Origin of the sequence: Iningainema tapete BLCC-T55 (assembly GCF_014698965.1) — a bacterium.
Taxonomy (GTDB): Bacteria; Cyanobacteriota; Cyanobacteriia; order Cyanobacteriales; family Nostocaceae; genus Iningainema; species Iningainema tapete.
Genome location: NZ_JACXAE010000036.1, coordinates 1 through 25922, shown reverse-complemented (window position 1 = coordinate 25922; position 25922 = coordinate 1). Strand labels below are relative to the sequence as shown.

Here is a 25922-nt window from a genome sequence, read left to right as displayed (position 1 = left end):
CATGTTTTTAATTGAACGATAAAACCAAAAAGCAACATTTTTATGTTGAATTAATCTTGACATATTCTTTCTCCGTTCAAGGGGGTGAATATCGGTTGGAATTCTACCCATTCTTTGCATACAGTTTGGTAACATTGCGGTGGTGTAATTGGTAAATTAGTTAAATAGAAAAACCCAGCTTGATTACCGTACTCCAACAAAAATACAACATCTTTTTGGGGATTATACTTATCTACAGCTTCGAGAATATGAGCGTTCATGAAGTGTCTTTGCAACAGTACGGTATCTGGTGTGGCTAACCACGCATTTAAGAAAGGTGCAAGATGACGGCGTGGAATAAAATATGCTTTAAATGTTTCGCCAGCAATACCTAAATGCGGAGAATTGGTGCTGCAAATTACCATACCGCGTTCTCCTCCTAAATAACCAACCCAAGCGTTATAACCAATTGCCAATAAATTGGTGGCGATAAAAGCTTGTTGCCAATCTTGGATGTTTGTTTCTGCGGTCATCTTGATTAACCTCATGAATTGATAACTGCCAGAGTTGAATTTTATAACAGAGATAGCTCTCAAGAATTAGTCAGTACTGTCAGATAGTAGTAGAGTCAGGAGTCAGGAGTCAGGAGCCAGGAGTCAGGAGTCAGGAGTCAGGAGAAAATTTTGTCTAATTAATTCTGCGTGAGTACTGATAATGAAGCAGAGGTTTCAATTAACATCAAAATTGGTTATTTAAGGCGATCGCTACCTAACCAAGCTTGAGGAAGTTTGGTTAGCATTTGTGTCCATCAATTCTGTGCGTGAGTTCGCTCGCACAGCGCGGAACATTCCAAATCGGCACAGCCCTGCACCAAACGCCAAACGCATCAGTAAAAACGTTGGCACCTCGCGCACAGACTTGATCAAACCAGACAGTCCAAAACGCAGAAATCCGCTCGGTCGAGCCACCCCTTGCCAGATCGAATCTAACCAAGAAGGAAGCGTTTCTTTCGTCCAATCTGCCGTAATTACCTCCCCCTCAACTAATTCCGTCGCTGCCAAAAGTTCGTCCAAGCCTTCAATGCTGGAAAAAGCTGGATGAGACCACTGATCGAGGAGTTGCCGCATTACTAATTTCTCCCAAAAATTTAGCGGCTTTTGGCGGTCATCCCTTTGATTCCAGTCAGCTACAACCAACACTCCACCAGGCTTTAGCACCCGCATTAACTCAAGAGCAAAAACGGCTTTATCGGGCATATGGGGTCCTGCTTCGATTGACCAGACTACATCAAAACTGGCATCGGGAAACGACAATGCCATCGCATCATCAACTGCAAACTGAGCGTTTAGCCCTTGGGGTGTTAGCTCCATAGCACGCTTCACCTGAATAGGACTGATCGTAATCCCTGTGACAGCAAACCCATAATCTCTCGCTAAAATTCGGCTGCTGCCCCCGATACCACAACCTACATCTAAGACGGTAGTACCAGGAGGTAATTTATCTAAACCACCCCATTTAACCATGGAATGTACAAAATCAGATTTAGCAACCAGAAAATCCTTCCGTCGTGGCGGCAAACCGTAGTGACCGAGGTGAATGTGTTCCCCCCAATAAAACTCTAGGATGCCGTCAAGAGTCCATTGATCGTAGGAATTAGCAACTGTGGCTGAGGATTGATACTTGCGAGCAGTCAGGAGATAAGCCGCAATTCCAATTACCACTAGCAGAACAAAACCAATTACAAAATATAAAATTTGTACCATGAATTAATCGCCTACCGTCTCATAGAAAGCCGTCATCTGTGGCGTCTTGACATGTGGGGCTATGAGAATGTAAAGCTTAGTAGTCGTAAAAATTTTCATAAAAGTACTTACCTGTGCCTCGCAGATGTACAAAATTTACAAGTTAACTTCGGTGGGCATTCTGACTTACAAGGCAAGCCTTGATTACAGCTGCGGGACAGCGCCGGATTCACACCGGACTTTCCCCGTTTCCTCTAGTGGCTGTTTCCCACTAGAACCGAGATACCTTTGCATATTAACACAACTGTGATTTGCTTGCATAAAAATTAATGTCCGATCTATACTGGCATTCGTCATTCATCGGGGCAAGTTTCATCTTTTACCAAAGCTTGCTCTGAATTGTTATTGGACAATTCTTGTGACTATTTTTCAACGAGTGCACACTTTTTAGTAAATAGCCATAACTGATAACTCACAAATGTACCAACCAAGACAATCATTAATGCCAATTAATCCCGTATTCAATCAGAATGGAAATGATGATACAGCAAATCGTTTAATATGGTTTTGAAGGTTGGGATGATTTCTAAGAGGGGTTTATTATTGGTTTAGATGTAGAGACGTGATATATCGCGTCTTTAAAAATGTGTTCCTGCTGAGATCACTCGCTCGTAAATCCAGCATTTTTCTGCCTTCTCATCCAGGGTCTAAGATTGAAGGAACTGCCATTGCTGCGTCATTTCATACTCATCCCAACACTGGAGGCGATTATCTTCAAGAACCAAGTGAAACAGATAAGCGTGCTGTGAGAGATGATCCTGATTTGAAGGAAGCTTCTTACATCGGTGAATTTGTCATCTCTCAGGCAAAAATCTATTGGATTGAACCGAATGGACAAGTCAGTGAGATCGGGGATACATCGTTGATTTTGGGTTTATAGAGTGGAGATTAACTATGAGTGTAGCGTTGAGTTCAGATGTGCTTCAAGATGATGTTGCTGTCACAGTTGCCCGCGTGATTGCTTCTGCGAATAAACGTGCCCGCGAATTGAATGTTGATGTCAAGGCAGATAAGTGCCTACCCCATAAGAATCATCTCTAGATTCTGCAACGCTCAATCTCTTGCGTGGCGATCGCCAGTAGCTTTATCTATTCCACCATTGCCTGAGGTAACTAAGTACAAGGAATCTCAATCACAAACTCTGTTCCCTCACCCAGAACGGAGTTGCAACTTAAATTCCCACTATGCATTTGTTCAACAATCTGACGGGCTAGCGTCAATCCCAATCCCGTTCCTTTGCCAACTTTTTTGGTAGTAAAAAGGTGGTCAAAGATACGTGCTTTAATCTCCTCTGGCATCCCCAGACCATTATCCGTGATGCGAGTTACTACTGTGCGGCTGGATACTTCTGTGCTAATGCGAATTTGAGGGGTACTGGTTCCCCTAAACTCCACACCTTCTTCAATAGCGTCGATCGCATTAGCAAGAATGTTCATAAATACTTGATTGAGTTGTCCTAAAAAACACTTTACAGTTGGTAACTCACCATACTCTTTGATTACCTCAATTGCCGGACGTTTCTCCGAGGCTTTAAGGCGATACTTCAAAATCAACAGCGTACTTTCAATCCCTTCATGAAGGTTACAAGCAACTTTTTCCGCTGTGTCTGCCCTAGAAAAAGTGCGGAGGCTAGTGCTGATGTCTTTAATCCGTTCCGATGCCACCTTCATTGAAGTTACCAGTTTGGGTAAGTCTTCGGTGAGAAATTCTAGGTCAATCTTTTCGGCATGGTCGATGACTGCGGGCGCAGGGGTGGAATGATATTGTTGATAGCATTGTAGGTGGGCAAGTAAATCTTGGATGTATTCTTCGATGTTGTTGAGACTACCTTTGAGAAATCCGATGGGATTGTTAATTTCGTGTGCCACACCCGCAACCAAGTTGCCCAAAGTTGCCATTTTTTCATTTTGCACCATTTGCAGTTGGGCGTGCTTTAATTGATCTAGAGATCGCTCTAACTGTTGAGCATAATCCTGTGCCTGTTGGTACAGACGCGCATTTTCTAGTGAGATGGCGGCTTGAGCGCATAACACTTGGATGACTTCAGTGCGATCGCGTGTAAATGCACCAATTGTCAGGGGATTTTCCAAATACAGCAAGCCAATAAATTTGCCAGAATGTAAAGGCACACACATAACACTCTTGGGTTTTTGCTGCATTAGATATGGGTCAGCGATAAAATCTGTTTGTGTAGTGGCATCATCCAACACGACAGTTTTTAAGGTACGTTTGACATAGTTTACCAGTGTGATGGGAATGGCTTGGCTGCTTTCATATGGTAAAGATAGCAGCTGAATGCCTTCATTGGAAATAGCTACGGCTTCAACTATTAAATTACCATTTTGGAGTATGACCAAGGCAGCTTTTTTCGCTCCAGCATTTTCCATCACCACTTGCATTAAAGTGCAAAGTAATTGCTGTAGTTGAATTTCACTTGATAGGGCAAGTGATGCTTTGAGGATGGTGTCGAAATCGAGGGCTGCGGAAATATTGCTGCTGCTACGGGTTGTTTGAATAGTTTGATGTTGGAATGAGGATTTATCGACGGTTGAAACGCGATCGCGTTGCGCTTGCAAGATCGAAGCAAGAAGTTGGGGATAGCGTTTTTCTAAGTCATCAATTTTGGCTAATGCACCCCAACGGGCATAGCAGTAATACGCTTCTTGCATGTATGCTTGAGCCACTTTTTCTTTACCCCAGTTGAGGTAGAACTTAGCTGCTAGTTCATTGCTAAGAGCTTCTTCATTAAGGTATTCGTTTTCTTTAGCTAAAGCGATGGCGCGATCGTACAATTCCATCGCCTCGACATTGTTAACTAGAACCCGTTGTTTCTCTGCTTCCACCAAATAAAACTTGTGCAAATAATTCATTGAGGCACTATCAGCCCATTTTTTCATCTTTTGCTGATTAGTACTCACCTTACTAAGAATGCGCTCTGCAAGAGACGCAGACGTAGTGTCACGATACACCGCTACCTGTGCCAAAGAATCATAGAAATGGAATACAGGAATTAATAAGGCTGCTGTTACCCCGTCTAAATACTTTTCTGCCATTACAGCATTTTCCACTGCTTGAGAATATTCACTAAACAGATAACAAAGAATAAGTTTGTGGAAATATAAGTAGAAAATTGCCGTTCTATCCTTCGCAGCAATGTGAAGTGGCAGCATCATTTCTTCGTTGTACGCTTCACCAACAAGCAGACAAGGATTTTCTGACTTAGCTAGTAAATTCAAGACTGCTTGCCTACAGATTTTATGAATGAATGAGTCCGTAAGTCCCATAGGCATAAATAGACTCGGAAGCATTGCCATATTTGAGTGAGAGAGCAACCTGCTTAAATACTATTAGTGATAATAATGCAGGAGCTGCTTGATAAGCAGGAGCAACGACACTTGATAGAATACGCATTGTTGCTAGCCCAATGGGATCGGTCATAGTCGGCAGGTAGATTAAATCCTCAATTTGCTTCCCGGTCAAACTTGACGTAACTTCTGCCAATCCCTTTTGAATATCCAACTGCCTAGGTTGTTCTGGAATACTTACATCTAAAAGATGCAAAACTTCTAGCGCGGTTTTAATAGCTTCAAAAAGCTGATTCTGTCCTCCACAAGCAGTTATCTTAATCTCATAAACTTTGATTTTATCCAGCAAAGTTTTCGCTTGTTGCAGTACAACTTGCATTGCTGTTTCCATCTGCTGAAAATTACCACTGAGGTATGCTGCCTCTACTGTTAACTCATCAAGTGCAAGTGTCAGTTCATAGTTCTCCCAACTATCTACTGCCAATAGTTCCCTACCCACAGTTGAATATTCGACAGCAGCAGCATAAGCAGTTGCTACCTTGGCTTTCTGTCCGACAATTAAATTCAAATCAGCTAGTTCATCTCGCTCCGTCTGATTATTTATTAACTCTCTGCCAATATTCAACTGGTTGACAATTGTAAAAATCTTCTCTTCTCGCTCTTCAACTGGAGTGTTTTTCAACAACAGTTGACCAATTTTCAAGTTAGTGAGTTTTTTCTCCTCTTGAGGAATCAGAAAATATGCGGCTTGTTGAACGCGATCGTGTAGGAATTTGTAATTTGTTGACGGTTGACTGTTAACGGTTAACGGTGAACAGTGAGCAGTCAACAGTGAAGCATCTTGATAAAATTTGTAAACTTCACTTTGAGGCAGAATTAACCCCTCTTGTAAAGCTTTCCATAAAGCTGTTGCGGTTTCGGTTTCTGACTTTTCTGATACAATTGCCAAGGTCATTAAGTCAAATTGATTACCAATACACGCTGCTAATTTCAACACATTCTGCGTTGCCTCAGGTAACTTCTGCAATTGCATCGCCATGAATTCAACGACATCATCCGTCAGCGCTAACATCTTCACTTTAGCAAGATCGCATTGCCATCGCCACCCCCCTTCACTTCCCCCCGAACTTTGGCGGGACAGAAGGGGGTGGAGGTCAATTTTTATCAGCCCATCTTCATACAGCGCTTTTAAAAATTGAGTACTAAAAAAGGGATTTCCTTTGGTCTTTTGATAGACTAATTGAGTCAGTGGTTTTGCGACTTCTCGTGAACAAGTTAGGGTGTCAGCAACCAGTTGATTTAAACAAGCTTCACTCAGAGGTTCTAATGCAATTGTGTTAATGGTAGCATTGGTTTTGCCAATCTCCTCCAGCGTCAACATCAAAGGATGAGCAGCCCAAACTTCATGGTCGCGATAAGCCCCAATTAATAATAAATATCCTACTTCAGACTCGCTCATCAGCAACTGCATCAGCTTTAATGAAGCAGAATCAGCCCACTGCAAATCATCCAAGAAAATCACTAAAGGATGTTCTTTTGTAGTAAATACTTGAATAAAGTTTTGAAATAGTAAATTAAAGCGATTCTGCGCCGCAGTTCCAGAAAGTTCTATTGCAGGCGGTTGTTGACCGATAATTTGCGCTAGTTCTGAAATGACTTCAATAATAACTTGCCCATTGTCACCCAATGCATCTACAATATTTGCTTTCCAAATTGACAATTCGGTATCACTTTCACTGAGTAATTGCCCCATTAAATCTCGAAAAACCAGCACAAAAGCAGACAAGGGAATATTGCGATTAAATTGGTCAAATTTGCCTTTGATGAAGTAGCCACGTTCTTCGACAATTGGTTTATGGACTTCGTTAACAATTGCTGTTTTACCAATACCAGAAAAACCCGCCACTAGCATTAATTCCGTCTGATTTTTAGTCACGCGGTTAAAGGCTTCTAGCAGAGTTTGAACTTCATTTTCACGACCATAAAGTTTTTCGGGAATGATAAAGCGATCGCACACATCCCTTTGCGCAATTTGGAAGCCCTCAATTTTACTAGTTTGCTGGAGTTGAGCCAAACAAGTTTGTAGATCGTGCTTCAGTCCTAATGCACTCTGATAGCGGTCTTCGGCATTTTTTGCCATCAGTTTACTGACAATCTCGGAGAGTACGGGTGGAATTGCTCGATTAATAGAATGCACTAAAGACGGTTGTTTAACAATATGACAATGTACCAACTCCATCGAGTCATTTGATTGGAACAGTAATTGTCCGGTTAGTAATTCGTAAAAAGTGACACCTAAAGAATAGAAATCAGTGCGGTAGTCAATTGCGCGATTCATCCTTCCAGTTTGTTCTGGAGACAAATAACCGAGTGTGCCTTCCAGCACATTGAGACTCATGAGTGTTTGAGTTTCCCGTGGCAGCCGAGATGCAATACTAAAGTCAATGAGTTTTACTTCACGAGTTTCTGGATTAATGAGAATATTGGCGGGTTTGATGTCTTTGTGAATGACGCGGTGGCGAATGAGGTTGTCTAAGATATCGCACAAGGCGATCGCGATCGGCAAAAACTCCTGTAGAGACGCGATATATCCCGTCTCTACAGGGGTGAAATAATCCTTCAGGGAAATTCCGCCAAATTCCATTACCAATGCATAGCCATTCTGGTAAACCTCTAAGCCATAAAGTTGAATGATTCCAGAGAAGTTAAGATTTTTAGCAATGATGTACTGATTGCGAAACTGTACCAGTTCACTGAAGCTGGGATAAGGATTTTTCAGCAATTTAATCACTACAGGTTTTTGGTCAGTTTCTCGCTCAGCGCGATAAACTAAGGTTCTAGAACCGTTGTAAAGTTCAACGCCTACGTGATATCCGAGCTATACTGAGTTGAGTGCTAACCATACTACTAAATTCTGAAGACTTCCAGATTTAGTATTCCCACTGGGAACTTATCTATTGCATTGGCATTTGGTCTGCGTCCGCTGAACACGACGTTATGCCGCAAGCCCTCCTAGTAAAGGTTGTGGTGTCTTAGATAAAGGGTTTACACTATGGAAGGTTCAGGTAAAGTAAGCAGTAGAAAATTAAGAGCATGAAGTTTCTGTCAACAAAACTTGACCTAGATTCGTTTTTTGATAGCCTTGCAAAGGCTCAAGAGCGTCTTCTCTTGCTAGATTATGATGGAACTCTTGCACCTTTTTGCATAAAGAGGGATCAAGCTATTCCCTATTCAGGTGTCACAAACTTACTAAGTGATATTCGCCAGACTCAAACAACGCAGCTAGTTATTATTAGTGGACGTGCCATCCAAGACCTTATACCACTTTTGAATCTAGATCCTCCTCCCGAAATTTGGGGGTCTCATGGTTGGGAGCATTTAGATAGCAAAGGTCAATACACAATCACATCGTTTGATGAAGCTACAAGTGAAGCACTCTCCGAAGCTAAGAATTGCATTGAGGCGTTAGGTCTAATGGATTTTTGTGAACAAAAGCCTGTCAGCTTAGCAATTCACTGGCGAGGTTTACAACCAGAATCTGCAAATTTAATACAAAGTCAAATTCAAGAGAAGTGGAAAGAATTAGAAAAGAAATCAAATCTTAAGATACATTTTTTCGATGGCGGAGTAGAGTTACGTATTTCGGGTAAAGATAAGGGCACAGCAGTAGAGTCTATTATTTGCAATTTGAGTAAAGGAGCTAAAATTGCGTATCTCGGAGATGATGCTACAGACGAAGATGCATTTAGAGTCCTTAAGACCAGAGGGCTAAGTGTTTTAGTACGTGAAGAATTACGTTCAACTAATGCTGATTTATGGATAAAGCCACCTAAAGAACTCATTGAGTTTTTGACGAGATGGAAGCAGGCTTGTCTAACTTCATTTTCTTGAAATCCAATAGTAAAAAGTTATGTATTGAAATGTTATGCTAGAGTTTTGGATCAATGTAGCAGTAAACATAGTTTCCACACTAATTCTTGCTTTAATAGGTTTCATAGCCTATGCATATTTTTATTGGAAAAACAGGAAAGAGATTCTACATTTCTTTGGCATTAGCAACGCAAAGCCAAATGTTTCCATCTATCTATCAACGCTAAATATTAAACCTAGTGGTACAACAGGTATTGAGATGATTGATAAGGGATATGTTGGCGCAGCAATAAATAAACTGGAATATGATGGTGCATTACTAATACAGCACGAATTAAAAGCAAAACCTTTGGCATTGCTGCCTATAAATCTACAAGACTGGTTAGGTCAAGAAAATATTGAATTAAGAACTGTAGACGTACCAATCAAGCTAAGTCCTTCAAAAATTACTAATAGAGATCCGGCATTTGATAATAATTTAATTATTTTAGGCACTGGTGTATACAACAGTTTGTCCCATTACTATCTGAAAGAATATTTCATAAAGCATTCTGATCTTTATCCTTGGCATTTTTACCATGCAAAAGATAGTAAGGGGCAACGCATTATAGGTATTCATCGTAGAGGCTTTGAAGATTCACCTATAGATGAAGGACGTGATAATCATGTAGAACCTGCATTCATTCAGCGAATTCACGATGTAGATTGCAAAACTACTGTGTTTATTTGCGCTGGGCTTGGTTCCAGTGCTACGTTCGGTAGTGCCCGTTATCTATCTGAGCGGTGGAGAGATTTGCAACGAACGTTCGGAGAAGAAGAATTTGGAATTGCGCTGTTATTTTATAACCAAGATTCTGATGGAGAATTTGTAGGACAACCTCAAGTTTGCTATGAAGGCTTTCTAAGACGTATCCCATCCAAATTCCTTTAGATGGTTGATGCAGTAGAACAATCCGCTTGCACCCGACCGTTGAGAGGTTATTGGTTGAGTCCGAAAGGTCATTTGCTGCGGGTGAAGCTGAACGTTAGCTGGCTTAGTTCTTGGTTGGGGCAGCACTGCAAGGTTATCTGTGAGCATCCAAACTCAGGATGAGAATTTAGTATTTAGGTATATTATAGCGGTTCTCATTTGCATGAAATACAGGTCTTGTGGGATGGGCTTCTAGCCCGTCCCAGTGCGGGCAGGATGCCCACTCCACAAGAAGCATGTGTAGTGCATTCAATCAAGAAACGCTATAGGGCTAGATATCTCACTTTACCGGAGAACCTCGAGTACATGACAAACCGTGAGCAATTGATTCAGGAAATCGAACAGGCTCCCGATGATTTAGTACAGACAGTGCTGGATTTTTTACATCGGGTTAAAGCTAGACGCAAGAACCACCCTCTGGCAAAATTTGCAGGAATTTTAAGTGATTCAGAGGCGGAAGAGCTACAGCGAACAATCACGGCAGAATGTCGGCAGGTGGATTGGAATGAGTGGTGAGATTGCGCTTGATACCTCTACTGCTGTTCGTTTTTTGAATGGAGACGTGACAATTATTGAAAGGGTATTGGTTTTACCGGAAGTAATTCTGCCAATGATTGTTGTTGGAGATTTGATTCAGGCAGATTTTCGATACCCCTCCCAACCCTCCCCTTACCAAGGGGAGAGCAAGCGACAGTGCGAGTGGGATATTTTTTATTTATGAATCAGATTAAACATTCGTTCAGTAGGGAAGAAATTTTGTTAGTATCCAGATTTCGTCCAATCAAAACCAACTGATTTTTAGGCGAACTCTTCCATTCATCTGCATCTAAGTCAAACCGCGCACCACTCAGTTGAAAAATATGGCGCAAGTTACTATCGCTAAACCATAGTAATCCTTTAGCACGAAAGACATTTTTTGGCAAGTGATTATTCAGAAATGATTGAAATTTATGGACATCAAAAGGGCGATCGCTTTGAAAAGACATCGAAACAAATCCATCATTTTCTAAATGATTAGAGTGATGCTCATGATCGTGGTGATGATGATCGTGATGCTCATGATCGTGGTGATGATGATCGTGATGATCATGGTCGTGATGATGCTCGTGGGTATCTTCTTCCAGTTCAGATGTATACTGATGTACTGGAGTCAAATCCACACCTAAAATTAATGGTAAAGCCACTTCACCATATTGAGTATGCAGAATTCTCGCTCCCACTTTAATATCCTGGATATAAGCTTCTAATTCTTCCAGCTTTTGTTGAGTAGCAAGGTCAGTTTTATTGAGCAGAATTACATCTGCATAGCTGATCTGTTTTAATGCTGCTTCACTTTCGTAATGGTCAGGAGTAAACGCAACAGAGTCTACCACAGTTATGATAGAATCCAATCTAGTTAAATCCCTCAGTTCTGTACCAACAAAGGTGAGGATAATTGGCAGCGGATCGGCAACGCCAGTAGTTTCAATCACCAGATAATCAATGTGGTCTTCTCTTTCGAGTACTCGATAAACAGCATCAACTAATCCATCGTTAATTGTACAGCAAATACAGCCATTGCTCAGTTCTACCATATCCTCATCCATCTCAACGAGCAATTGGCTATCAATGTTGATATCACCAAATTCGTTAACGAGGACAGCAACTTTTAAGTTTTGCTTGTTTTGAAGGATTTGGTTAAGCAGCGTAGTCTTACCACTACCCAAAAAACCTGTAATGATTGTGACTGGCATTCCATATTTAGGAATATCAATCTCTTCGGTGTTTGTTTGTGTTTTTGTTACTGTGTTAGTCATATCAATCAATTTCAATTCAAAAGAATTCTTACTCATCCAAAAAAGGATTTTGCTACATCAACATCAGCGCTACTTCCTTAGCGAAGTACGTCAGAATTAAATCTGCCCCTGCCCGTTTCATGCTAGTCAAAGTTTCTAAAATCACCTTTTTTTCATCAATCCAGCCGTTTTGAGCAGCAGCTTTAATCATGGCGTACTCACCGCTAACGTTATACGCTGCTACAGGCAATTGCGTATAGTTTTTAACTTGACAGATGATATCTAAATATGATAGAGCAGGCTTGACCATCACAATATCTGCACCTTCTGCAATGTCTAGGGTAACTTCCTTAATCGCTTCCCTAGCATTTGCCGCATCCATCTGGTAAGTCTTCTTATCCCCAAATTTAGGCGCAGAATCCAAAGCATCCCGAAATGGACCATAGTATGCAGAAGCATATTTTGCCGAGTATGCTAGAATGCGTACATCAATGTATCCGAATGCATCAAGAGCTTTGCGAATTGCTCCGACTCTGCCATCCATCATGTCTGAGGGTGCAACCATATCTGCTCCAGCCGCAGCTTGAGAAACAGCCATTTTCACCAAAACTTCTACTGTGGGGTCATTGAGAATCATACCTTTAGGATCAACAATACCATCGTGACCGTGGGTAGTAAAAGGGTCAAGAGCAACATCGGTAATTACTAGTATATCTGGCACAGCTTGTTTAATTGCCCTTACGGTTCGCTGTACCAATCCTTCTGGGTTGTAGCTTTCGCTGCCAGTATCATCTTTCTTTGATTCCGGAATGACTGGGAACAAGGCAACTGCACCAATTCCCAGTTGATACACTTGTGCTATTTCTCTGAGCAGCAAATCCATAGTATATCGATAGCACCCAGGCATGGAGGTAATTTCCATCTTCTGTTCTTCACCTTCCATCACAAACATAGGATAGATGAGGTCATCTACAGTCAGAGTAGTTTCCTGCACCATGCGACGTAGGGTAGCAGTGCGACGCAGGCGACGGGGGCGATGAATTAAGGTGGTAGCTGTGGATGCAGCTTGATTGGGTGCAGAATTTTCTGATGACATGGGTAAGAAACTTGATTGTTAGCTAATGATAATGATAATCGTTTTGAGAGAAAATCTGTGTGCCGGAAGCAGACTTTAGAAAGTTTTGGTTTTGTTGACTCCAAAACCTTTATTGATCCCGTAACGGATTGTTTTGAATTCCACGCTTATTGTGCTTGGGTTGTATAGGGTATAAGTTGCTTCTCCTTGAGTGCGTCCCACATTCCCCACTCCAATGACTTGACGTGGAGTAATGTTGATGGTTTGGCGAGGATCTTGGCGATCGAGGGTGGTAACTCCTGTGGTGATAGAACCTGCTTGCAACTGGTATTGAAAAGCTAAACCAGATCTACCACAGAACAAGTTGTTAGCTTGCATTCGTTGCAGGCGATCGCACATAATAATTGGCGAAGTTTCGCTTGTGAGTTCCTCACATACAGATACAGTTGTGCCGTGAATTAACAAACAATCTAGTTCAAAGAAACCAAAATCTAGCGTTCTCAACCATTGCACAGTTTGACGAGAAACACAATCCCACAACAACTTAACTGTTTCTCCACCATATTTAGAGATTAACTCAGTAGCTTCGCCCGTAGCACCAAGACCATGCAAAATCAAACACTGTTCTTCCCACCATCCCTTACAGAGTGAAGGTTCTAACTCGCCGCGTTGAGGGTTCTGTACCCGTTGCACCAACTGTTCAGATTCTTGTGTTGGTCCAACCAAATCCCCCAGAATATACAAAGCCTCTACCGAACGCTGACGCTTAATATCTGCCAGCACAGCCTCATAAGCTGCCAAGTTCCCCTCAATTCCACTTAAAATTGCCCACTTCATATCGATTTTAGATTGTTATTGGTTGATTGTTAATTGCTAATTGTCAATTGTTACCAGTCTTCAATTAGCAATTAGCCATTAACTATTCCCCATTACCTTGTGCAAACATGAGTTGGGTCATCAGCACGTTCTGCAAACTCTAACCCATGTGCTAGACGCCAAGCAAAAATTGCTGGTAGCCCTTTTTCCAGAATTGCTGCACAGGTTTTCTGATAATCGTAGGGAACTTCTCGCAGCGTCACTGCCCCAGTATCAGTGTCATAAATCACATATGTAGCATTTGGTCGTCCATGTCGGGGTTCTCCTACGGAACCAACATTGACAATTTGCTTCAAGGGAGTGGTAAAACTTCTAGCCTCGCGATCGCCTGTAACGCGAACTTGCAAATTTCCTGCTTCTAGAGTACGGACGTAAGGTACATGAGTATGACCGCAAAACAGCACATCTGCTCCTGTGGAAAGTACTCGTTCTAACGCTGCAAAAGCGTCAAGTTCTGGTAATAAATACTCGTGGTTGCTGTGAGGACTACCGTGAACAAAAGCTAAGTTACCTTCAGATAAACTATGAGGTAACTGAGCAAGGAATTCACGGTTTTCTGGATGAATTTCTTTATTAGTCCACTCATGTGCTAATTTTCCCCTATTCTCAGCAAGTAAGGAGGGATAACTACAATCGCACGCATTTAGACCCTCAATTATATCTTCATCCCAACAACCAGCTAATGTGGGAATATTTAGGGAGCGAATTTGTGCAACTACTGCATTTGGGTAGGGACCATATCCCACCAGATCACCGAGACAATAGATTTTTTCGCATGAGTGCTTGTCGATATCCAGCAAAACAGCATCTAAGGCTTCATAGTTACCATGAATACATGACATAACCGCTATTTTCATTGTCTTCCCTCTTGAAGTAAAATTTGTTTTACCTGTTGTTGGTACTGCCAAATTGCAGCATCTGACAAACAGCAATCTTCTAAGGTTCGCCCCATCGCTGCTTCATCCATGTTTTGCCCCGAAACTTCTATACCACTAAAACGTTGGGGTCTACCTTGCAAATGACGTGGTAGGTCTAATTCTAAAAAATCAGTTGATGGCACTTTGACATAATCTGCGTAAACACATCGCCCATCCCCAACATCAAAAATTGCCTTAGCGCGGGTAACTGTACCGTAAGCACCATGAGTAATTTCATACCAAAACTCCTGTAAACTATCTTCATCGATAACTTGACCAGTGGTTGGGACGCGCCATAATTGGGTGGTAGTGATACTGTTATCAATCACCGCACTAGGTATAATTTGTTTTGCCCAAGCATGATACTCGGAGTCTTGTTCATGGGCAGGCAGGATGGCGATCGCACTATATGGTAAATTGTCGAGTATTTGCGCTATGGCATTTAGTTCTAAATAAAACCCCAGTTCAATATAAACAGCATCCTCAGAAAATGCTAACTGTGCTTTGAACTCAACGACTTGTTTGTCATTAAAAACTTTGACAGTAGGAAACTTTGTCGCAATGAGGGTTTGGTCAATAGGAACATTCCCGGTTCCCGGACTAAAATACGATACACGACTCGTAGCGCCACTATTGGCAATTTGCTGAGCAATCCAAGTGGTTTTTCCAACGCCAGCAGGACCTGCGACAACAGTAATTTTGGGATTAAGCATATGATAATGATAATAGTTTTTATGTTGCTTAAGCACGAATAGGGTGGGAAAGCGCGATCCTCGGCTTCAAAATTGCTGAAACAATCTTTTCGCTCGCCATTCTCGCACCAGATAAATTTCGCGCTGTTGGTCCTACTTGTAAAGCTGCTAACCCACCCATCAGGAATAACTCGCAACCCCACCAGCGTAAATATTCATCCAACACTGGCAAACCATTAACTATCTTAATTGGGTAAGCTTCTAAAACGGATTGTAATAACGCATCAGATGTAGCATCAAATTTAGTACCAGTTGATAACCAAATCCTACTATACTCATGTTGACTACCATCACTACATGTGACTTGCCAATTCTCACCCAACCAATCAGCTTTTACCACTTGACAGTTTTCATCAATTCTGAGATTATCCCTACGTACTTCTCTGCGTAGTTGCATTGCCATCGCCCCTGTCATGGAACCACCGTTACGCGCTTGCACAATCATTTCAAAGCGCTTTTCATAATCTTGTTGGGCAAAAAATTCCTTGAGATACTTTGGTCCTAACCAACCTGGTTCGGCATCAAATAATTTTTCTTGCAACTGGCGTCGGATCATCAAATGAACTTTTGCACCACGAGAAATAGCGCCTACTGCTAAATGTCCACTTGTTAAGCCGCCACCTACAATTAATACTCTTTCTCCCATTAAAGATAGTTTACGTAAATCTACTGTGCTTGAATGACAAATCCGCTCTTGAGGATACTCATGAGTGAGCTTGTTTACCCATTCCGGCATCTGTAGTTTACTACTACCTGTTGCCAGTACTACCCGTCGTGCAATAATTGATTGTCCATCTTGCAACCACAGGCGGAACTGGGGACGGGAGAAATCAGGTAAGAGTTCAATCCTTTCCACATCCAAAGGAATAACTTGCTCTTGCAACTGATGAACTCGAATCACATCAAAACAAAAATCCTCAAATAACTTAGTTCCTGGTAAATCATAGGGAGCAAATAGTTCATCTTGACGAGATTCAGCAAATTTCCTTAAAGCAAAAGGGTTCGGATCGGGATGATGTACAGCGGGAGAACGCAAATGGGGAATTTCCAAAGCTGCAAATTGTTTCTGCCAGCGACTTATCCATTTGCCACTCTTGTCCAACACCAGAAATCGACTCCGCATAGAGGAGCGTTTTTGCAGTAAGTGAGTTACCAATGTTAAGGTATGAGGACCAGCACCGATAATTGCTAGATCAGTTTTACTAGGTAAGGATGGTCGAGTGTCTTCCATCTTGAGCCAATAGTTATGATAATCATTATCATAATAGCAAGGCTCTTCTTATCTGTGTTCATCTGTGTTCATCTGTGGTTATTCCCATGTTTCTAAATCTTGAGTAGTATTGCGAATCAGGGAATTAAGCTGTTCGCGACGGGTTTCAAATTTGGCAGCGATCGCAATCAGTACGATCCCGACTAGCAAGCCAACAATCCATTTTAAGAAGGCGTAGCGCAAGCTCAGAACCACTAAATGATAGACACTAGTGATGAAAAATGTGGCTACTCCAACATAAAGAAAAGCCCGCACTCGCAAAGCTAATCCCGCAAAAATGGCTATGAGACTGAAAATTCCTGGTATCAGTGCTGTATCTTGATGAAATATAATCGCCAACCCACAAATGACGCTGCTACCTAGTAGCCGCAGGAAGTGGCGGCTGTCTTTATTCTTGGGCAACTTGAGGTTTTGATCGAATTGGGCAATGTACAGTAGCGATAAACCAAATGGTGTTACGTACCACAAAGCATCAGTGAGATTTAAGTGTGAAAACCAACGGAACAGCGCCCAATCAATTATAATTACGCTGATATAGGTAAAACGGAATTTCTTGGTCAGGAGAGCAACAAAGACATAAAAGGCAGCCACAATCAGCAAGCCGACTGGGGAAATTTGCTCTCTACTTTCCCACAAAAATATTATAGGCAGGATATACGCTGTGTTTTGCCAAGGTTTTTTTGACCAGCCCCAGCGTTCCCAAGGTAGGATGTAGAGAAAATAGGCTACCACCGAGGCTAAAGGCGCACTCCAAGGAAGTAATGGTTCTGCGAACAAGCGTCCTATGGCAGTAGAAAGCCAGTAACTTCTCATACCTGCTACCTCTAACAAGCCCAGGTAAACCCAGATTTCTGCTACTGACTGCTTGGGGGGTTCACATCGTCCCTGAAAGATGGCATAGCGTATCAAAAACACCCCTGCTCCCAAGCCCGTGAGGTGGTTTGCAATGGGAGTGAAAGTGGCAGACAGTAATAAGCAGCTACTGAAAGCCCAGTGAATATGAGCGACTGCTTTGAGTTCTTCTTTGGTAAAGCGTAAATAGTCTAAAAGCCAAGGTGAGAGAACGCGATAGGCATACATGATACTAGTACCGAGGACAGACATGGCAATTAAGCGATCAAAAGCCCCTCCGGGAACTTGTAACAGTTGATATAACAAAAGTTCATATGCTGAAATAGATACCCCTACGAGTCCCAAGTAAACTAGGGGTTTCAATTCTCTCTGTCGTCGCCCTACGCCAATGGCAATTAAAGCTACAGCTAACTCAGATAAACCAGTCCAGTTAGCAAAGGTAGAAGAGCGTAACGCTAAACCAAATACGCTGTACAATAAGGGCAGAATGTGCCAATGGTTTGTAAGTTTTGACTGTGGGTGTCGCCGTTGCCACCATTCCCCTAAAAGTTGAGTTATTAAACCCAAGGCAATGTTAGCAATCGCCATCTTAATCGGAGAATGGTTGCCGAAACCCAATGCTTGAGCAATCAATAATTCTATACACCAAGCGATGCCATAGAACCCCCAGTTTGTAAGTTGCTGCCAACTGCGATCAAAAATCGCTGCTAAAATTATCGCCCCTGAAGTTAAGTACAAAAATTCCGGCTTAGCCAATCCTTGGTAAACTAGGAAACTTTGCACACTCAGCAGCAACAACTGGGCGCTACATAATGAGATCGCCCACTTGTCTGTTGCCGTTGCATAAATTGCTACCAATTCATTATTGCCCCGACGAGACAATTTCCTGACTTGCCATAAACCGAAGATAGAGATGGCGCCAACTAAAAACCACCCCTGTAATGACAGTCGCGGTAAACCAGGCATCCCCTCCCACAGCACAGCAGCAATGAAACTCAGCCCATAACCTACAGTAATTACCGAATTTGAAAAGTATTTTAAATTGCTAGTATTAACAAACATTAGAGCGGTAGCAACAGCCAAACCAATTAATCTGGCTCCCGGTAGCGGTAAAGTTAGTAACTGAGAAACAAATATGGCAGCAACACTCAACCAACTGCTTGTGATGGGATGAATCGCCCTATTCGGGTTTTTAAATCCCAAGCTGGCGATGCCTGTAAGAGTCATAGGAGTGATTAACCAAATTAAACCCCAATCACTATTATCACCAGAACCATACCAAGTGCCAGCATTTACCCACAGTAGTGAATAACTTAGTGTCGCTAGCCCTAAACCAATGTGCCAACTACTACGTTGCCATATCCCATTGCGTAAACTAAATAACCACTCTGCAACTGCTAAAGCTAACAAAATGCTTGCCCAGACTTGTTGTGTTAGACTGGGTTTGAACAAATCAATGATTGAGCAAAGCGTCAGCACCAAAGCAATTTGAGTCATGTACACCAGACTGATTCTGGAGTGGCGCTGGTTAACAATTACCAAAGTGATTGTGGAAAATAGCAAATTTAGCGATCGCAAGGTGGGATTTACCAAGCTAATTAAGGTGAGCAAACTCCCAAAAACTAGCGTTAACTCTTCGGCAAAATCAGCCAATTGCAACTTGTTACAGCGTTGAAGTCTATCCGCTTTCGCCAACATGAAAATCACGTAGGGAAACAACGCTACACTTAGCAATGCCCAAGGTGTATTCTGAGCATGAGTCAGTTGAGTAGCAGTAGCGATAGCCTGCTGTTGAATTGGGGAAGGCACTAATCGCCAACCCAACCAAATCGTCTCCAACCCAATCGCGAAAATTGCCGCTACATCCATCCATACACCATGTCGCTGCAAGCGGCGATGGCAAAACCACCAACCCAAGATGCTTACAGCTGTTGCTTGCCAGGGTATTGTAACAACCGATACTAACCAACCGCAGAACATCAAAACAGCGCCGACGAATTCCCAGGGCTGTGCCACCAAAGCTACAAGAGCGCCACAGATACCAATCGCTAATCCTAGTTGTTGAACATCTACGTGGACAATAAAAATTGCCCGTAACATCAGCAGAGCTAAAGCATAAATAATTACAGATGAAGGTACGATACCCAAGCCAGTTTGCCCTTCAGCAGTTATCTGCCTTTGCTGGGTGTGATAGATTGTAACAATGGATGTGAGTGCGATCGCCACATAAATAGCAATCAAGGGAAATCCAGGTATCTGCCAACCCAAGTTTAAGTACGACAGTCCCAGAATATTCACGGCTAGCAATTTCTTCATTGGCTTGTCGCCAATAAATAGCCGATGGTTGCACATTAAAACAGTAATAGCTGTGAGGATAACAGAGGCTGAACCAACCACAATCCAGTTAAGCCGGAAGCTATCCATTGCCCAAAAGTTCACAGGTACTAATAAAAGGGTGACAATGAGCAATGTCCGAGATGTCAAGCTTAAATTAGGTTGTCTGCCAGCCCAAAAAGTTAACCCAGAGAAACTTGAGGTATAAGCAAGCAAAACCCCATACTGAAAAGATGGGGGAAACTTCTCCCACTGACTGGCGGCTAGTACTCCAGAGGAAAGCACTACGAGGAACATTCCTAAAAACAGTAGCCACCGGACACTCAATTCTGCTCCCAGAGACTGTAACATCCTAGCTAGGACGGTGGGTTTCTTGGTTGCTGGTAATGCCGGCAACGTCTCTACAGTGGCTATCTCCTGTTGTGCAGGTATTGTCTTTTGTTGTAATACCACAGAACAAACCAGCTCTCGACATATCTGTCTGACTTGAGCATCGGATATCAAACCTAAGCGCAGCCAGATATCGAGTCCTGACAATAACTCAGGATGGTAAGAATTAAGATTGATTTCTATTTTGAGTAAGCGATTTGTCGATGACATAAGTTGCGCCCCCCAGCGCGATACTTAAATCATCAACTCGATACAAGCATATGCACTGGTGAGCTGTGACAGTTATTGGGGCGTACTCCAGTAGCATTCTAGCTTTAAATCTATTTTGGTGAAAAAGATAACTGTGTAATGTTTCTTAACGCAATACTAACTTGTTTTGTACAGTAGCTGACTGGATGACATAGCTATTGCTTGTAAAGACCTGAATATCTGGAATAACAGTATAGTCCATGTCATCCGTAATAATTTTGATTTGCCCTGCGCCTGCTCTGGTTATGGTTTCAAGGAGCAGTAAGTCGTAGCCGTCAACAGCTTGAGTTTGGAATCGTCTCAAAGCTGCGTCAGTTGTTGCTTCATCTACTGTAAGATTGACAGGAACAGCAAATGCCTTAACCTGACTCCACACTGATTGAACTTCAGCAACGATATTTGCTCGTTCATTAGGGTAATTGTGACGATATTCCTTGATTGGTATATTTCCATGAGACTGGATATAAATTTCATATTCTGTTTTCTCAATGATATGAGCAAGCTCTGCCAAAATCAGCCCGGAGTAAGTCAGGGTGGCTCCATTTGAAAGAGCTTGAATGAGATAGCTGGGATAATTCCTGATTTGGTAGGTTCTCGCACCAAATCCGGCATTTGCGTAAGTCAGCCAAAACCAAACGTTGGTATCTACAAGGAAAATGTCATCCTGCTGTGGAGTATCAGTTCTGATGTCGATCACATCAGCTTGGATGTTGAGATTAACCGCCATACCTTAAAGAATTGCCGCCTGTTGTGCCATCACTGTATCAACCGCATTGCGGTATTGCTGATCGCAGTAGTAACGTTTAGCATTAACAATAACACGCTCCAGAACATTCAACCCATGAGAACCCAGAGCAGTAAATTTCACCAGTTGGTTAAGGTTACTTGCTGGAATGTCCTTCAAGAGTTGAGCGATCGCAAAGTTAAAGAACAAAGACGCAAATACTTTTACTCCAGTAAAATCCAATTCTACAGGTTTGCCTGCAAGTAGTTGTGGATGAATTTTGTCGTATATCTTCTGCCCACCTTCTGCTGTAATGGCGTATTCTCCTACAATATCGTAAATCTTGTATGTCATTTGTCTCCCTTTTTCTATAACAGCTTCTAACTGCGAGTTTGATCCAATCACTTCGCCGAAGTAGATATCTCAGTAATGTCTAGTATATTCTAGCGCAAAGCCTCCAATCGATAATTCACGTTCTAAGAACTATTTGATAGTTTTCAAATTCATTAACTATAGGTCTATAGCAGTAATTGTACGTAACTTATGTATTAATAACAGTAGATAAAAATCGTATTTAGTCAGTATCTACGGAATTTCTCGCAGTAATTACAGTTAAAAAAATAGCTCGTGTTCGTGTATATTCTGAAGACGTTCTTTTGCCTAGTATATAGGATATAAAGTAACAAATTTAACTTTATATGGGAGTCGTAGTGAAGGATGAACGATCATCAAAAACCGAGTGGTAATTAAAAAACCGTCATGTGGACAAGCGCTCTACAAACTTTAAAGTAACACAGACATAATTATAATGAAAACTTTATTTGAAATTTGTACTCCTCGTTCTGACATATTAAAAGGAGATATTCGAGAGTCTGATTTTGCCGCAGATTTAGCTCAAGTTATTAATGGCACTTCCCCTCTAGAATATGCTCTGCCAAACCTATTTTTTGCCAATACTCACCCTACTCAAGGATTAAAAGCATTATTAAAAACCGTTTGTCAACGATTGCAAGGAGTGGGCGGTTGTGCCGTGTTGCGTTTGGACACTCAATACGGTGGTGGCAAAACCCATAGTCTGATAGCTTTAACTCATGCAGCACAGGGAATGAAAGGAGTCAATAACATCGCTGAATTTATTGACATTAACCTCGTTCCTACAACCACAGTTAGACTCGCTGCTTTTGATGGGGAAAATGCAGATCCTGTCAACGGTAGACCGATTGGTGATGGTTTAAGGGCTTATACTCCTTGGGGGGAACTAGCCTATGGATTAGCGGGGGTAGCTGGATATGAAAAGGTTCGTCAAAGTGATATTGAACGAGTTGCACCAGGGGCAGATACGATTCGGGAGTTATTTGGCAATAAGCCAGTTTTAATTCTTCTAGATGAGTTATCTATATATTTACGCAAAATTAAGGGGAGACAAGAACAAGAACAACTTACGCCCTTTCTTACTGCTTTATTTAAAGCTGTCAGTTCTTCAGAACGAGCTTGTGTGGTTTTTACTCTAGCAGTTGGCAAGGAAGGGAAAGCGACAGATGCATATTCTCAAGAAAATGAATTTGTAGCAGAAAAACTCGACGAAGCGACTAAAGTTGCAGGTAGACTGGCAACTTTGCTCAATCCTACTACTGAACAGGAAACTGTACAGGTTTTGCGCCGTAGATTATTTGATCGTATTGATGATCATGCAGCTTGTGAGGTGATTCGTGCTTATGAACAGTTATGGATGACTTATCGCAGTGACTTACCGACTGAACGGGTGAATGTGGATCGCGGAGCAGATTTTAGCAATGGCTTTCCTTTTCATCCAGCATTGATGGATTTACTTACGGATAAAATCTCTACTCTGAGTACATTTCAGCGTGTTAGAGGAATGTTAAGGCTGTTGACACGCACGATCGCTCACCTGTGGCAAGAACAACCCACAAATACCTACGCAATTCATTTACACCACGTCTCACCAGGTTACATTCCGATTCGAGATGAGATTAACACTCGGCTGGAATTAGGACGGTTTGACCCCGTGATTCAAAATGATGTGACGGCTACTGATGGAGGAACTTCGTTAGCACAACAGTTAGATGCGAGATGGTATAGAGGTTTAGCTCCCTATGCTTGTTTTGTAGCTCGTAATATTCTCTGGAATACCTTTGCATTTAATGAGAATTTACAAGGCATAGATGAGTTGAATTTGCGTTATTCTATTCTCGCTCCTAGCTTAGATGTCAGTTTTATCAACGATGCACGTCTCAAGTTTATCGCTGAATCAGCCTATCTAGATGACCGTCCGGTTGCTCCTTTACGGTTTTTAACGGAAGTTAATCTTGGTGTTTTAATTCGTCGTCAGATGAAGTTGGTAGATACTAGCGAGGCAAGAACGCAATTACAAGACCGTATTCGTGAGATTTTTACTGGAAAAACCTTTAATTTAATTCCTTTTGCCGGTGGTGCATATGATGTAGGGGACGATGTAGGGGATGGAAGACCTTATTTGGTTCTGATCAGTTATGACGCTGAAACTGTTCGGAATGACGCGGTGACTGTGCCACATTTGGTGGAGAATATTTTCCGCACTCAAGGTTCTCAAGGAAAGTTCCGTCAGCTACAAAATAATTTGGTGTTTTTGGTCGCCGATGATGCCAGCCGTGATGAGATGAAAAATAAGATGATCTATCGCTTGGCATTAGAAGCGATGCGCGAACCAGATCGGTTAGGGCAATTACCAGAACACCAGCAGGATAAAGTTAACGAGCTTTACAAGAAGTCTGAACAGGAAGTAGCGATTGTGATTCAGCAGTGTTATCGCCATCTTTTTTATCCGTCACGCGATCGCCTAGATGGAGCAAGCGTTGATTTAGCTCATACAGCCTTTGATTTACCTTCTGCTTCCGAACGACCAGGAAATGGACAGCAAGAAATCGTCAAAGCGCTGATGGATAATCAAAAATTGCTTCCCCCTAATAATGACCCTCCTGCGCCGAAATATGTCAGGGATCAGACAAAATTAAAAAAAGGACAAATCAGTACAGCAGAATTGAGAGCAGAGTTTCGCAAAAACCCCCGTTTTCCTATCATGCTCAGTAATGACCCCTTTGTAAAGATGGTAAGGTTGGGAATTGAACAGGAGCTTTATGTTTATCAAAGTGGAGATTTATTGTTAGGAAAGGGCGACCCCTACGCGGAAATAAAAATTGACGAGCAGTCGATTATTTACACAACAACTTATGCTAAAGAACATCGCATTTGGCCTCGTCCTGCTGTAACGAAACCGACTGAGAACCAAAACACTTCTCTGGAAAGTAGCTCCTATAAAGTTGGTCCAACTAAAATATTCAACGCAGGAGAACAAGGTGGAAGTTATGGTAATGGTAGCATTCTTTCTACCAACTCAGAGCAAACCCCTACACTTTCACTTTCTCATCCTCGTGTGTTTAAAGCAGAAGCACCATTGCGGGAAGCACTGACTAAAATCTGGGAAGATGCACAGGGCGCACAAATTAAGAAAATTAGCCTGCTGAGTTTAAGGATTTTTGATAATAGTGATGGGTTTAAGCTGCTTGGGGCAATCAATACCGTATCAGGTGCAGATAAACAAGTAAAACTGACTGCTGAATATGAAACTACTAATAGCAGTAGTTTCAGTATCGAATTTGAAGGGCAGGTAAGTGATGCTCAACCGATTAAAGATTTCTTACAACCTCAACTGCGTGCAGCTTCAGAAACTCAACTAGAGATCACCTTTACCTTAACCTATGCGAGTGGGCTAGATCTCAACGGAGACGAACCGAAAAAGATGACGGAAAAGCTGACTAGATTTGCAACTGGTGCTGCTTTTGTAGAAGCATATGCAGAGGCTTGTTAAACAATGGTTAGTTCTGTTCTTCCATTCATTCAATTTTCAAATCACCATAATTCTTTCACTAGAAATGTGAGTAAACCTCACTATCAGTTAAAAGTAGAAAAACTGCCCGGAAGCGATTTATCCTTAGAAATTTGGCAGTTACCAACGCCTGCTACACCTCATCTCAAAAACCCCAAACGTGTTGCCGGACTTAAAGGCAGAAATTTAGCTTTAATTGAATATCGTTTATTGCGACAGCTTAAGCAAATCGATATTGATTTAATTAATTTGCAACAAGATAAACAGAAAGAGTTTGAGCTTGATGAAGAAAATGCTTTGAGAATTGGTTTAATGTTCCGGGTATTAGCACCAATGCGAAATCGGGAAAATATGCGCTGCTGTGCTGAGGGAATTGAAGAGATGAGTAAGGAAGAAGCAGCTTATTGGCTGGGAATGTCCATGCACCGTAAAAATCCCAAACGGGTATTAATGGCGCTGCGGTGTTTGTTAACAGATCCACATAAAGATTAGAGGAATAAAGAATGACACGACGTTTAATTGAAGAGTGGTTACCCGTAGCTGAAATTGGCTTAGAAAGTCTTAGAGAAAGACGCTCAATGACAGCTTTACCTCCTATTTATTATCTTCATGTTTGGTGGGCAAGACGTCCGCTAGTAGCGTCACGCGCTGCGGTTTTAGCTTCTTTATTACCTGCAGATGCTGACCAGAAAAAGTTTCTTCACGTTTTAGGAATTCATGGCGATCCCATTGCAACTCGAAGAAAAATTGATTTAGCAAAAAGAACAGGAGAGAATTTAGGAACCAATGTTTATGGATATGAACGAGCATTCTCTTATATTCCGGTTCTCCCGGCTTTTTGGTGTAAACTGTATATGTAGATACTTTTTACTCACTTTTGTTGTCTTATGGACTTTCAT

20 protein-coding genes, 1 pseudogene and 1 riboswitch are annotated in these 25922 nt (G+C 41.9%); of the genes and pseudogenes, 9 read left to right on the top strand and 12 right to left on the bottom strand.

What is annotated here, in order from left to right:
• Window positions 1–50 precede the first annotated feature (50 nt).
• Together ICL16_RS08775 and ICL16_RS08770 are read right to left on the bottom strand one after the other, a co-directional pair.
• The gene (locus tag ICL16_RS08775) at window positions 51–512 is read right to left on the bottom strand and encodes a hypothetical protein (protein WP_190826462.1); all 462 of its coding nucleotides are present in this window, start codon (window positions 510–512) and stop codon (window positions 51–53) included.
• A 231-nt stretch (window positions 513–743) separates the two neighbouring features.
• Window positions 744–1742 (bottom strand): methyltransferase domain-containing protein, encoded by a 999-nt coding sequence (locus ICL16_RS08770; RefSeq protein ID WP_190826461.1) that lies wholly within the window; start codon window positions 1740–1742, stop codon window positions 744–746.
• A 133-nt stretch (window positions 1743–1875) separates the two neighbouring features.
• A riboswitch (cobalamin riboswitch) is annotated at window positions 1876–2018 on the bottom strand.
• 349 nt (window positions 2019–2367) lie between these two features.
• Here ICL16_RS08770 and ICL16_RS08765 point away from each other — a divergent pair.
• Both ICL16_RS08765 and ICL16_RS08760 read left to right on the top strand, forming a co-directional pair.
• Window positions 2368–2661: a hypothetical protein gene (locus tag ICL16_RS08765; RefSeq protein WP_190826460.1), complete on the top strand. Its 294-nt coding sequence runs from the start codon at window positions 2368–2370 to the stop codon at window positions 2659–2661.
• 14 nt (window positions 2662–2675) lie between these two features.
• The gene (locus ICL16_RS08760; protein ID WP_190826459.1) at window positions 2676–2822 is read left to right on the top strand and encodes a hypothetical protein; all 147 of its coding nucleotides are present in this window, start codon (window positions 2676–2678) and stop codon (window positions 2820–2822) included.
• 71 nt (window positions 2823–2893) lie between these two features.
• Here the strand turns inward: ICL16_RS08760 and ICL16_RS08755 are convergent.
• Window positions 2894–7961 (bottom strand): annotated as a pseudogene (locus ICL16_RS08755) (trifunctional serine/threonine-protein kinase/ATP-binding protein/sensor histidine kinase); the annotation flags it as partial.
• Window positions 7962–8179: 218 nt separating this feature from the next.
• Here ICL16_RS08755 and otsB point away from each other — a divergent pair.
• The 4 genes from otsB (at window position 8180) to ICL16_RS44785 (ending at window position 10647) form a co-directional block, all read left to right on the top strand.
• The gene (otsB, locus tag ICL16_RS08750; RefSeq protein ID WP_190826458.1) at window positions 8180–8977 is read left to right on the top strand and encodes a trehalose-phosphatase; all 798 of its coding nucleotides are present in this window, start codon (window positions 8180–8182) and stop codon (window positions 8975–8977) included.
• A 34-nt stretch (window positions 8978–9011) separates the two neighbouring features.
• On the top strand, window positions 9012–9887 hold the full coding sequence (locus ICL16_RS08745) for a hypothetical protein (RefSeq protein WP_190826457.1): 876 nt from the start codon (window positions 9012–9014) through the stop codon (window positions 9885–9887).
• A 198-nt stretch (window positions 9888–10085) separates the two neighbouring features.
• Complete coding sequence (locus tag ICL16_RS45475) at window positions 10086–10442, top strand: DUF2281 domain-containing protein (RefSeq protein WP_238360678.1); 357 nt, start codon at window positions 10086–10088, stop codon at window positions 10440–10442.
• Window positions 10432–10647, top strand: coding sequence for a PIN domain-containing protein (locus tag ICL16_RS44785; RefSeq protein ID WP_202895461.1), 216 nt, complete (start codon window positions 10432–10434; stop codon window positions 10645–10647). Before ICL16_RS45475 ends, ICL16_RS44785 begins: the two co-directional genes overlap by 11 nt.
• A gap of 1 nt (window position 10648) precedes the next feature.
• Here the strand turns inward: ICL16_RS44785 and ICL16_RS08730 are convergent, their stop codons facing one another.
• The 9 genes from ICL16_RS08730 to ICL16_RS08690 all read right to left on the bottom strand — a co-directional run bounded on the left by ICL16_RS08730 (window position 10649) and on the right by ICL16_RS08690 (window position 21494).
• On the bottom strand, window positions 10649–11722 hold the full coding sequence (locus ICL16_RS08730) for a CobW family GTP-binding protein (protein WP_190826456.1): 1074 nt from the start codon (window positions 11720–11722) through the stop codon (window positions 10649–10651).
• Between the two features lie 52 nt (window positions 11723–11774).
• Window positions 11775–12797 (bottom strand): porphobilinogen synthase, encoded by a 1023-nt coding sequence (gene hemB, locus ICL16_RS08725; RefSeq protein WP_190826455.1) that lies wholly within the window; start codon window positions 12795–12797, stop codon window positions 11775–11777.
• A 75-nt stretch (window positions 12798–12872) separates the two neighbouring features.
• Window positions 12873–13613: a metallophosphatase gene (locus ICL16_RS08720; RefSeq protein ID WP_190826454.1), complete on the bottom strand. Its 741-nt coding sequence runs from the start codon at window positions 13611–13613 to the stop codon at window positions 12873–12875.
• 92 nt (window positions 13614–13705) lie between these two features.
• The gene (locus ICL16_RS08715; RefSeq protein ID WP_190826453.1) at window positions 13706–14509 is read right to left on the bottom strand and encodes a metallophosphoesterase family protein; all 804 of its coding nucleotides are present in this window, start codon (window positions 14507–14509) and stop codon (window positions 13706–13708) included.
• Entirely contained in the window at window positions 14506–15282 is a 777-nt protein-coding gene (locus ICL16_RS08710; protein WP_190826452.1) for a GTP-binding protein, read from the bottom strand. The genes ICL16_RS08715 and ICL16_RS08710 overlap by 4 nt, the downstream gene beginning before the upstream one ends.
• 28 nt (window positions 15283–15310) lie before the next feature.
• On the bottom strand, window positions 15311–16552 hold the full coding sequence (locus ICL16_RS08705) for an FAD-dependent oxidoreductase (RefSeq protein ID WP_190826451.1): 1242 nt from the start codon (window positions 16550–16552) through the stop codon (window positions 15311–15313).
• Window positions 16553–16630: 78 nt separating this feature from the next.
• On the bottom strand, window positions 16631–20377 hold the full coding sequence (locus tag ICL16_RS08700; RefSeq protein ID WP_190826450.1) for a DUF2157 domain-containing protein: 3747 nt from the start codon (window positions 20375–20377) through the stop codon (window positions 16631–16633).
• Between the two features lie 145 nt (window positions 20378–20522).
• Entirely contained in the window at window positions 20523–21143 is a 621-nt protein-coding gene (locus ICL16_RS08695; protein WP_190826449.1) for a hypothetical protein, read from the bottom strand.
• A 3-nt stretch (window positions 21144–21146) separates the two neighbouring features.
• Window positions 21147–21494, bottom strand: coding sequence for an STAS-like domain-containing protein (locus tag ICL16_RS08690; protein ID WP_190826448.1), 348 nt, complete (start codon window positions 21492–21494; stop codon window positions 21147–21149).
• A gap of 454 nt (window positions 21495–21948) precedes the next feature.
• Between ICL16_RS08690 and ICL16_RS08685 the strand changes: the two genes are divergently transcribed.
• The 3 genes from ICL16_RS08685 (at window position 21949) to ICL16_RS08675 (ending at window position 25883) form a co-directional block, all read left to right on the top strand.
• Window positions 21949–25005 carry an ATP-binding protein gene (locus tag ICL16_RS08685; RefSeq protein ID WP_202895460.1) on the top strand — a complete coding sequence of 1019 codons (3057 nt, stop codon included), beginning with the start codon at window positions 21949–21951 and terminating at the stop codon, window positions 25003–25005.
• A gap of 66 nt (window positions 25006–25071) precedes the next feature.
• Window positions 25072–25515, top strand: a complete 444-nt coding sequence (locus ICL16_RS08680; RefSeq protein ID WP_190826447.1) for a DUF7680 family protein — start codon at window positions 25072–25074, stop codon at window positions 25513–25515.
• Window positions 25516–25526: 11 nt separating this feature from the next.
• On the top strand, window positions 25527–25883 hold the full coding sequence (locus ICL16_RS08675) for a DUF1156 domain-containing protein (protein ID WP_190826446.1): 357 nt from the start codon (window positions 25527–25529) through the stop codon (window positions 25881–25883).
• Window positions 25884–25922: the final 39 nt, after the last annotated feature.

What these genes read in the sequence shown, in the direction of transcription:
- ICL16_RS08745 (WP_190826457.1), top strand. Translation starts at nt 9,012, where the DNA reads ATGCTAGAGTTTTGGATCAATGTAGCAGTAAACATAGTTTCCACACTA.
- ICL16_RS08685 (WP_202895460.1), top strand. Translation starts at nt 21,949, where the DNA reads ATGAAAACTTTATTTGAAATTTGTACTCCTCGTTCTGACATATTAAAA.
- ICL16_RS08675 (WP_190826446.1), top strand. Translation starts at nt 25,527, where the DNA reads ATGACACGACGTTTAATTGAAGAGTGGTTACCCGTAGCTGAAATTGGC.
- otsB (WP_190826458.1), top strand. Translation starts at nt 8,180, where the DNA reads ATGAAGTTTCTGTCAACAAAACTTGACCTAGATTCGTTTTTTGATAGC.
- ICL16_RS08770 (WP_190826461.1), bottom strand. Translation starts at nt 1,742, where the DNA reads ATGGTACAAATTTTATATTTTGTAATTGGTTTTGTTCTGCTAGTGGTA.
- ICL16_RS08715 (WP_190826453.1), bottom strand. Translation starts at nt 14,509, where the DNA reads ATGAAAATAGCGGTTATGTCATGTATTCATGGTAACTATGAAGCCTTA.
- ICL16_RS08690 (WP_190826448.1), bottom strand. Translation starts at nt 21,494, where the DNA reads ATGACATACAAGATTTACGATATTGTAGGAGAATACGCCATTACAGCA.
- ICL16_RS08710 (WP_190826452.1), bottom strand. Translation starts at nt 15,282, where the DNA reads ATGCTTAATCCCAAAATTACTGTTGTCGCAGGTCCTGCTGGCGTTGGA.
- ICL16_RS08705 (WP_190826451.1), bottom strand. Translation starts at nt 16,552, where the DNA reads ATGGAAGACACTCGACCATCCTTACCTAGTAAAACTGATCTAGCAATT.
- ICL16_RS08775 (WP_190826462.1), bottom strand. Translation starts at nt 512, where the DNA reads ATGACCGCAGAAACAAACATCCAAGATTGGCAACAAGCTTTTATCGCC.
- hemB (WP_190826455.1), bottom strand. Translation starts at nt 12,797, where the DNA reads ATGTCATCAGAAAATTCTGCACCCAATCAAGCTGCATCCACAGCTACC.
- ICL16_RS08730 (WP_190826456.1), bottom strand. Translation starts at nt 11,722, where the DNA reads ATGACTAACACAGTAACAAAAACACAAACAAACACCGAAGAGATTGAT.
- ICL16_RS08720 (WP_190826454.1), bottom strand. Translation starts at nt 13,613, where the DNA reads ATGAAGTGGGCAATTTTAAGTGGAATTGAGGGGAACTTGGCAGCTTAT.
- ICL16_RS08760 (WP_190826459.1), top strand. Translation starts at nt 2,676, where the DNA reads ATGAGTGTAGCGTTGAGTTCAGATGTGCTTCAAGATGATGTTGCTGTC.
- ICL16_RS44785 (WP_202895461.1), top strand. Translation starts at nt 10,432, where the DNA reads ATGAGTGGTGAGATTGCGCTTGATACCTCTACTGCTGTTCGTTTTTTG.
- ICL16_RS08695 (WP_190826449.1), bottom strand. Translation starts at nt 21,143, where the DNA reads ATGGCGGTTAATCTCAACATCCAAGCTGATGTGATCGACATCAGAACT.
- ICL16_RS08700 (WP_190826450.1), bottom strand. Translation starts at nt 20,377, where the DNA reads ATGTCATCGACAAATCGCTTACTCAAAATAGAAATCAATCTTAATTCT.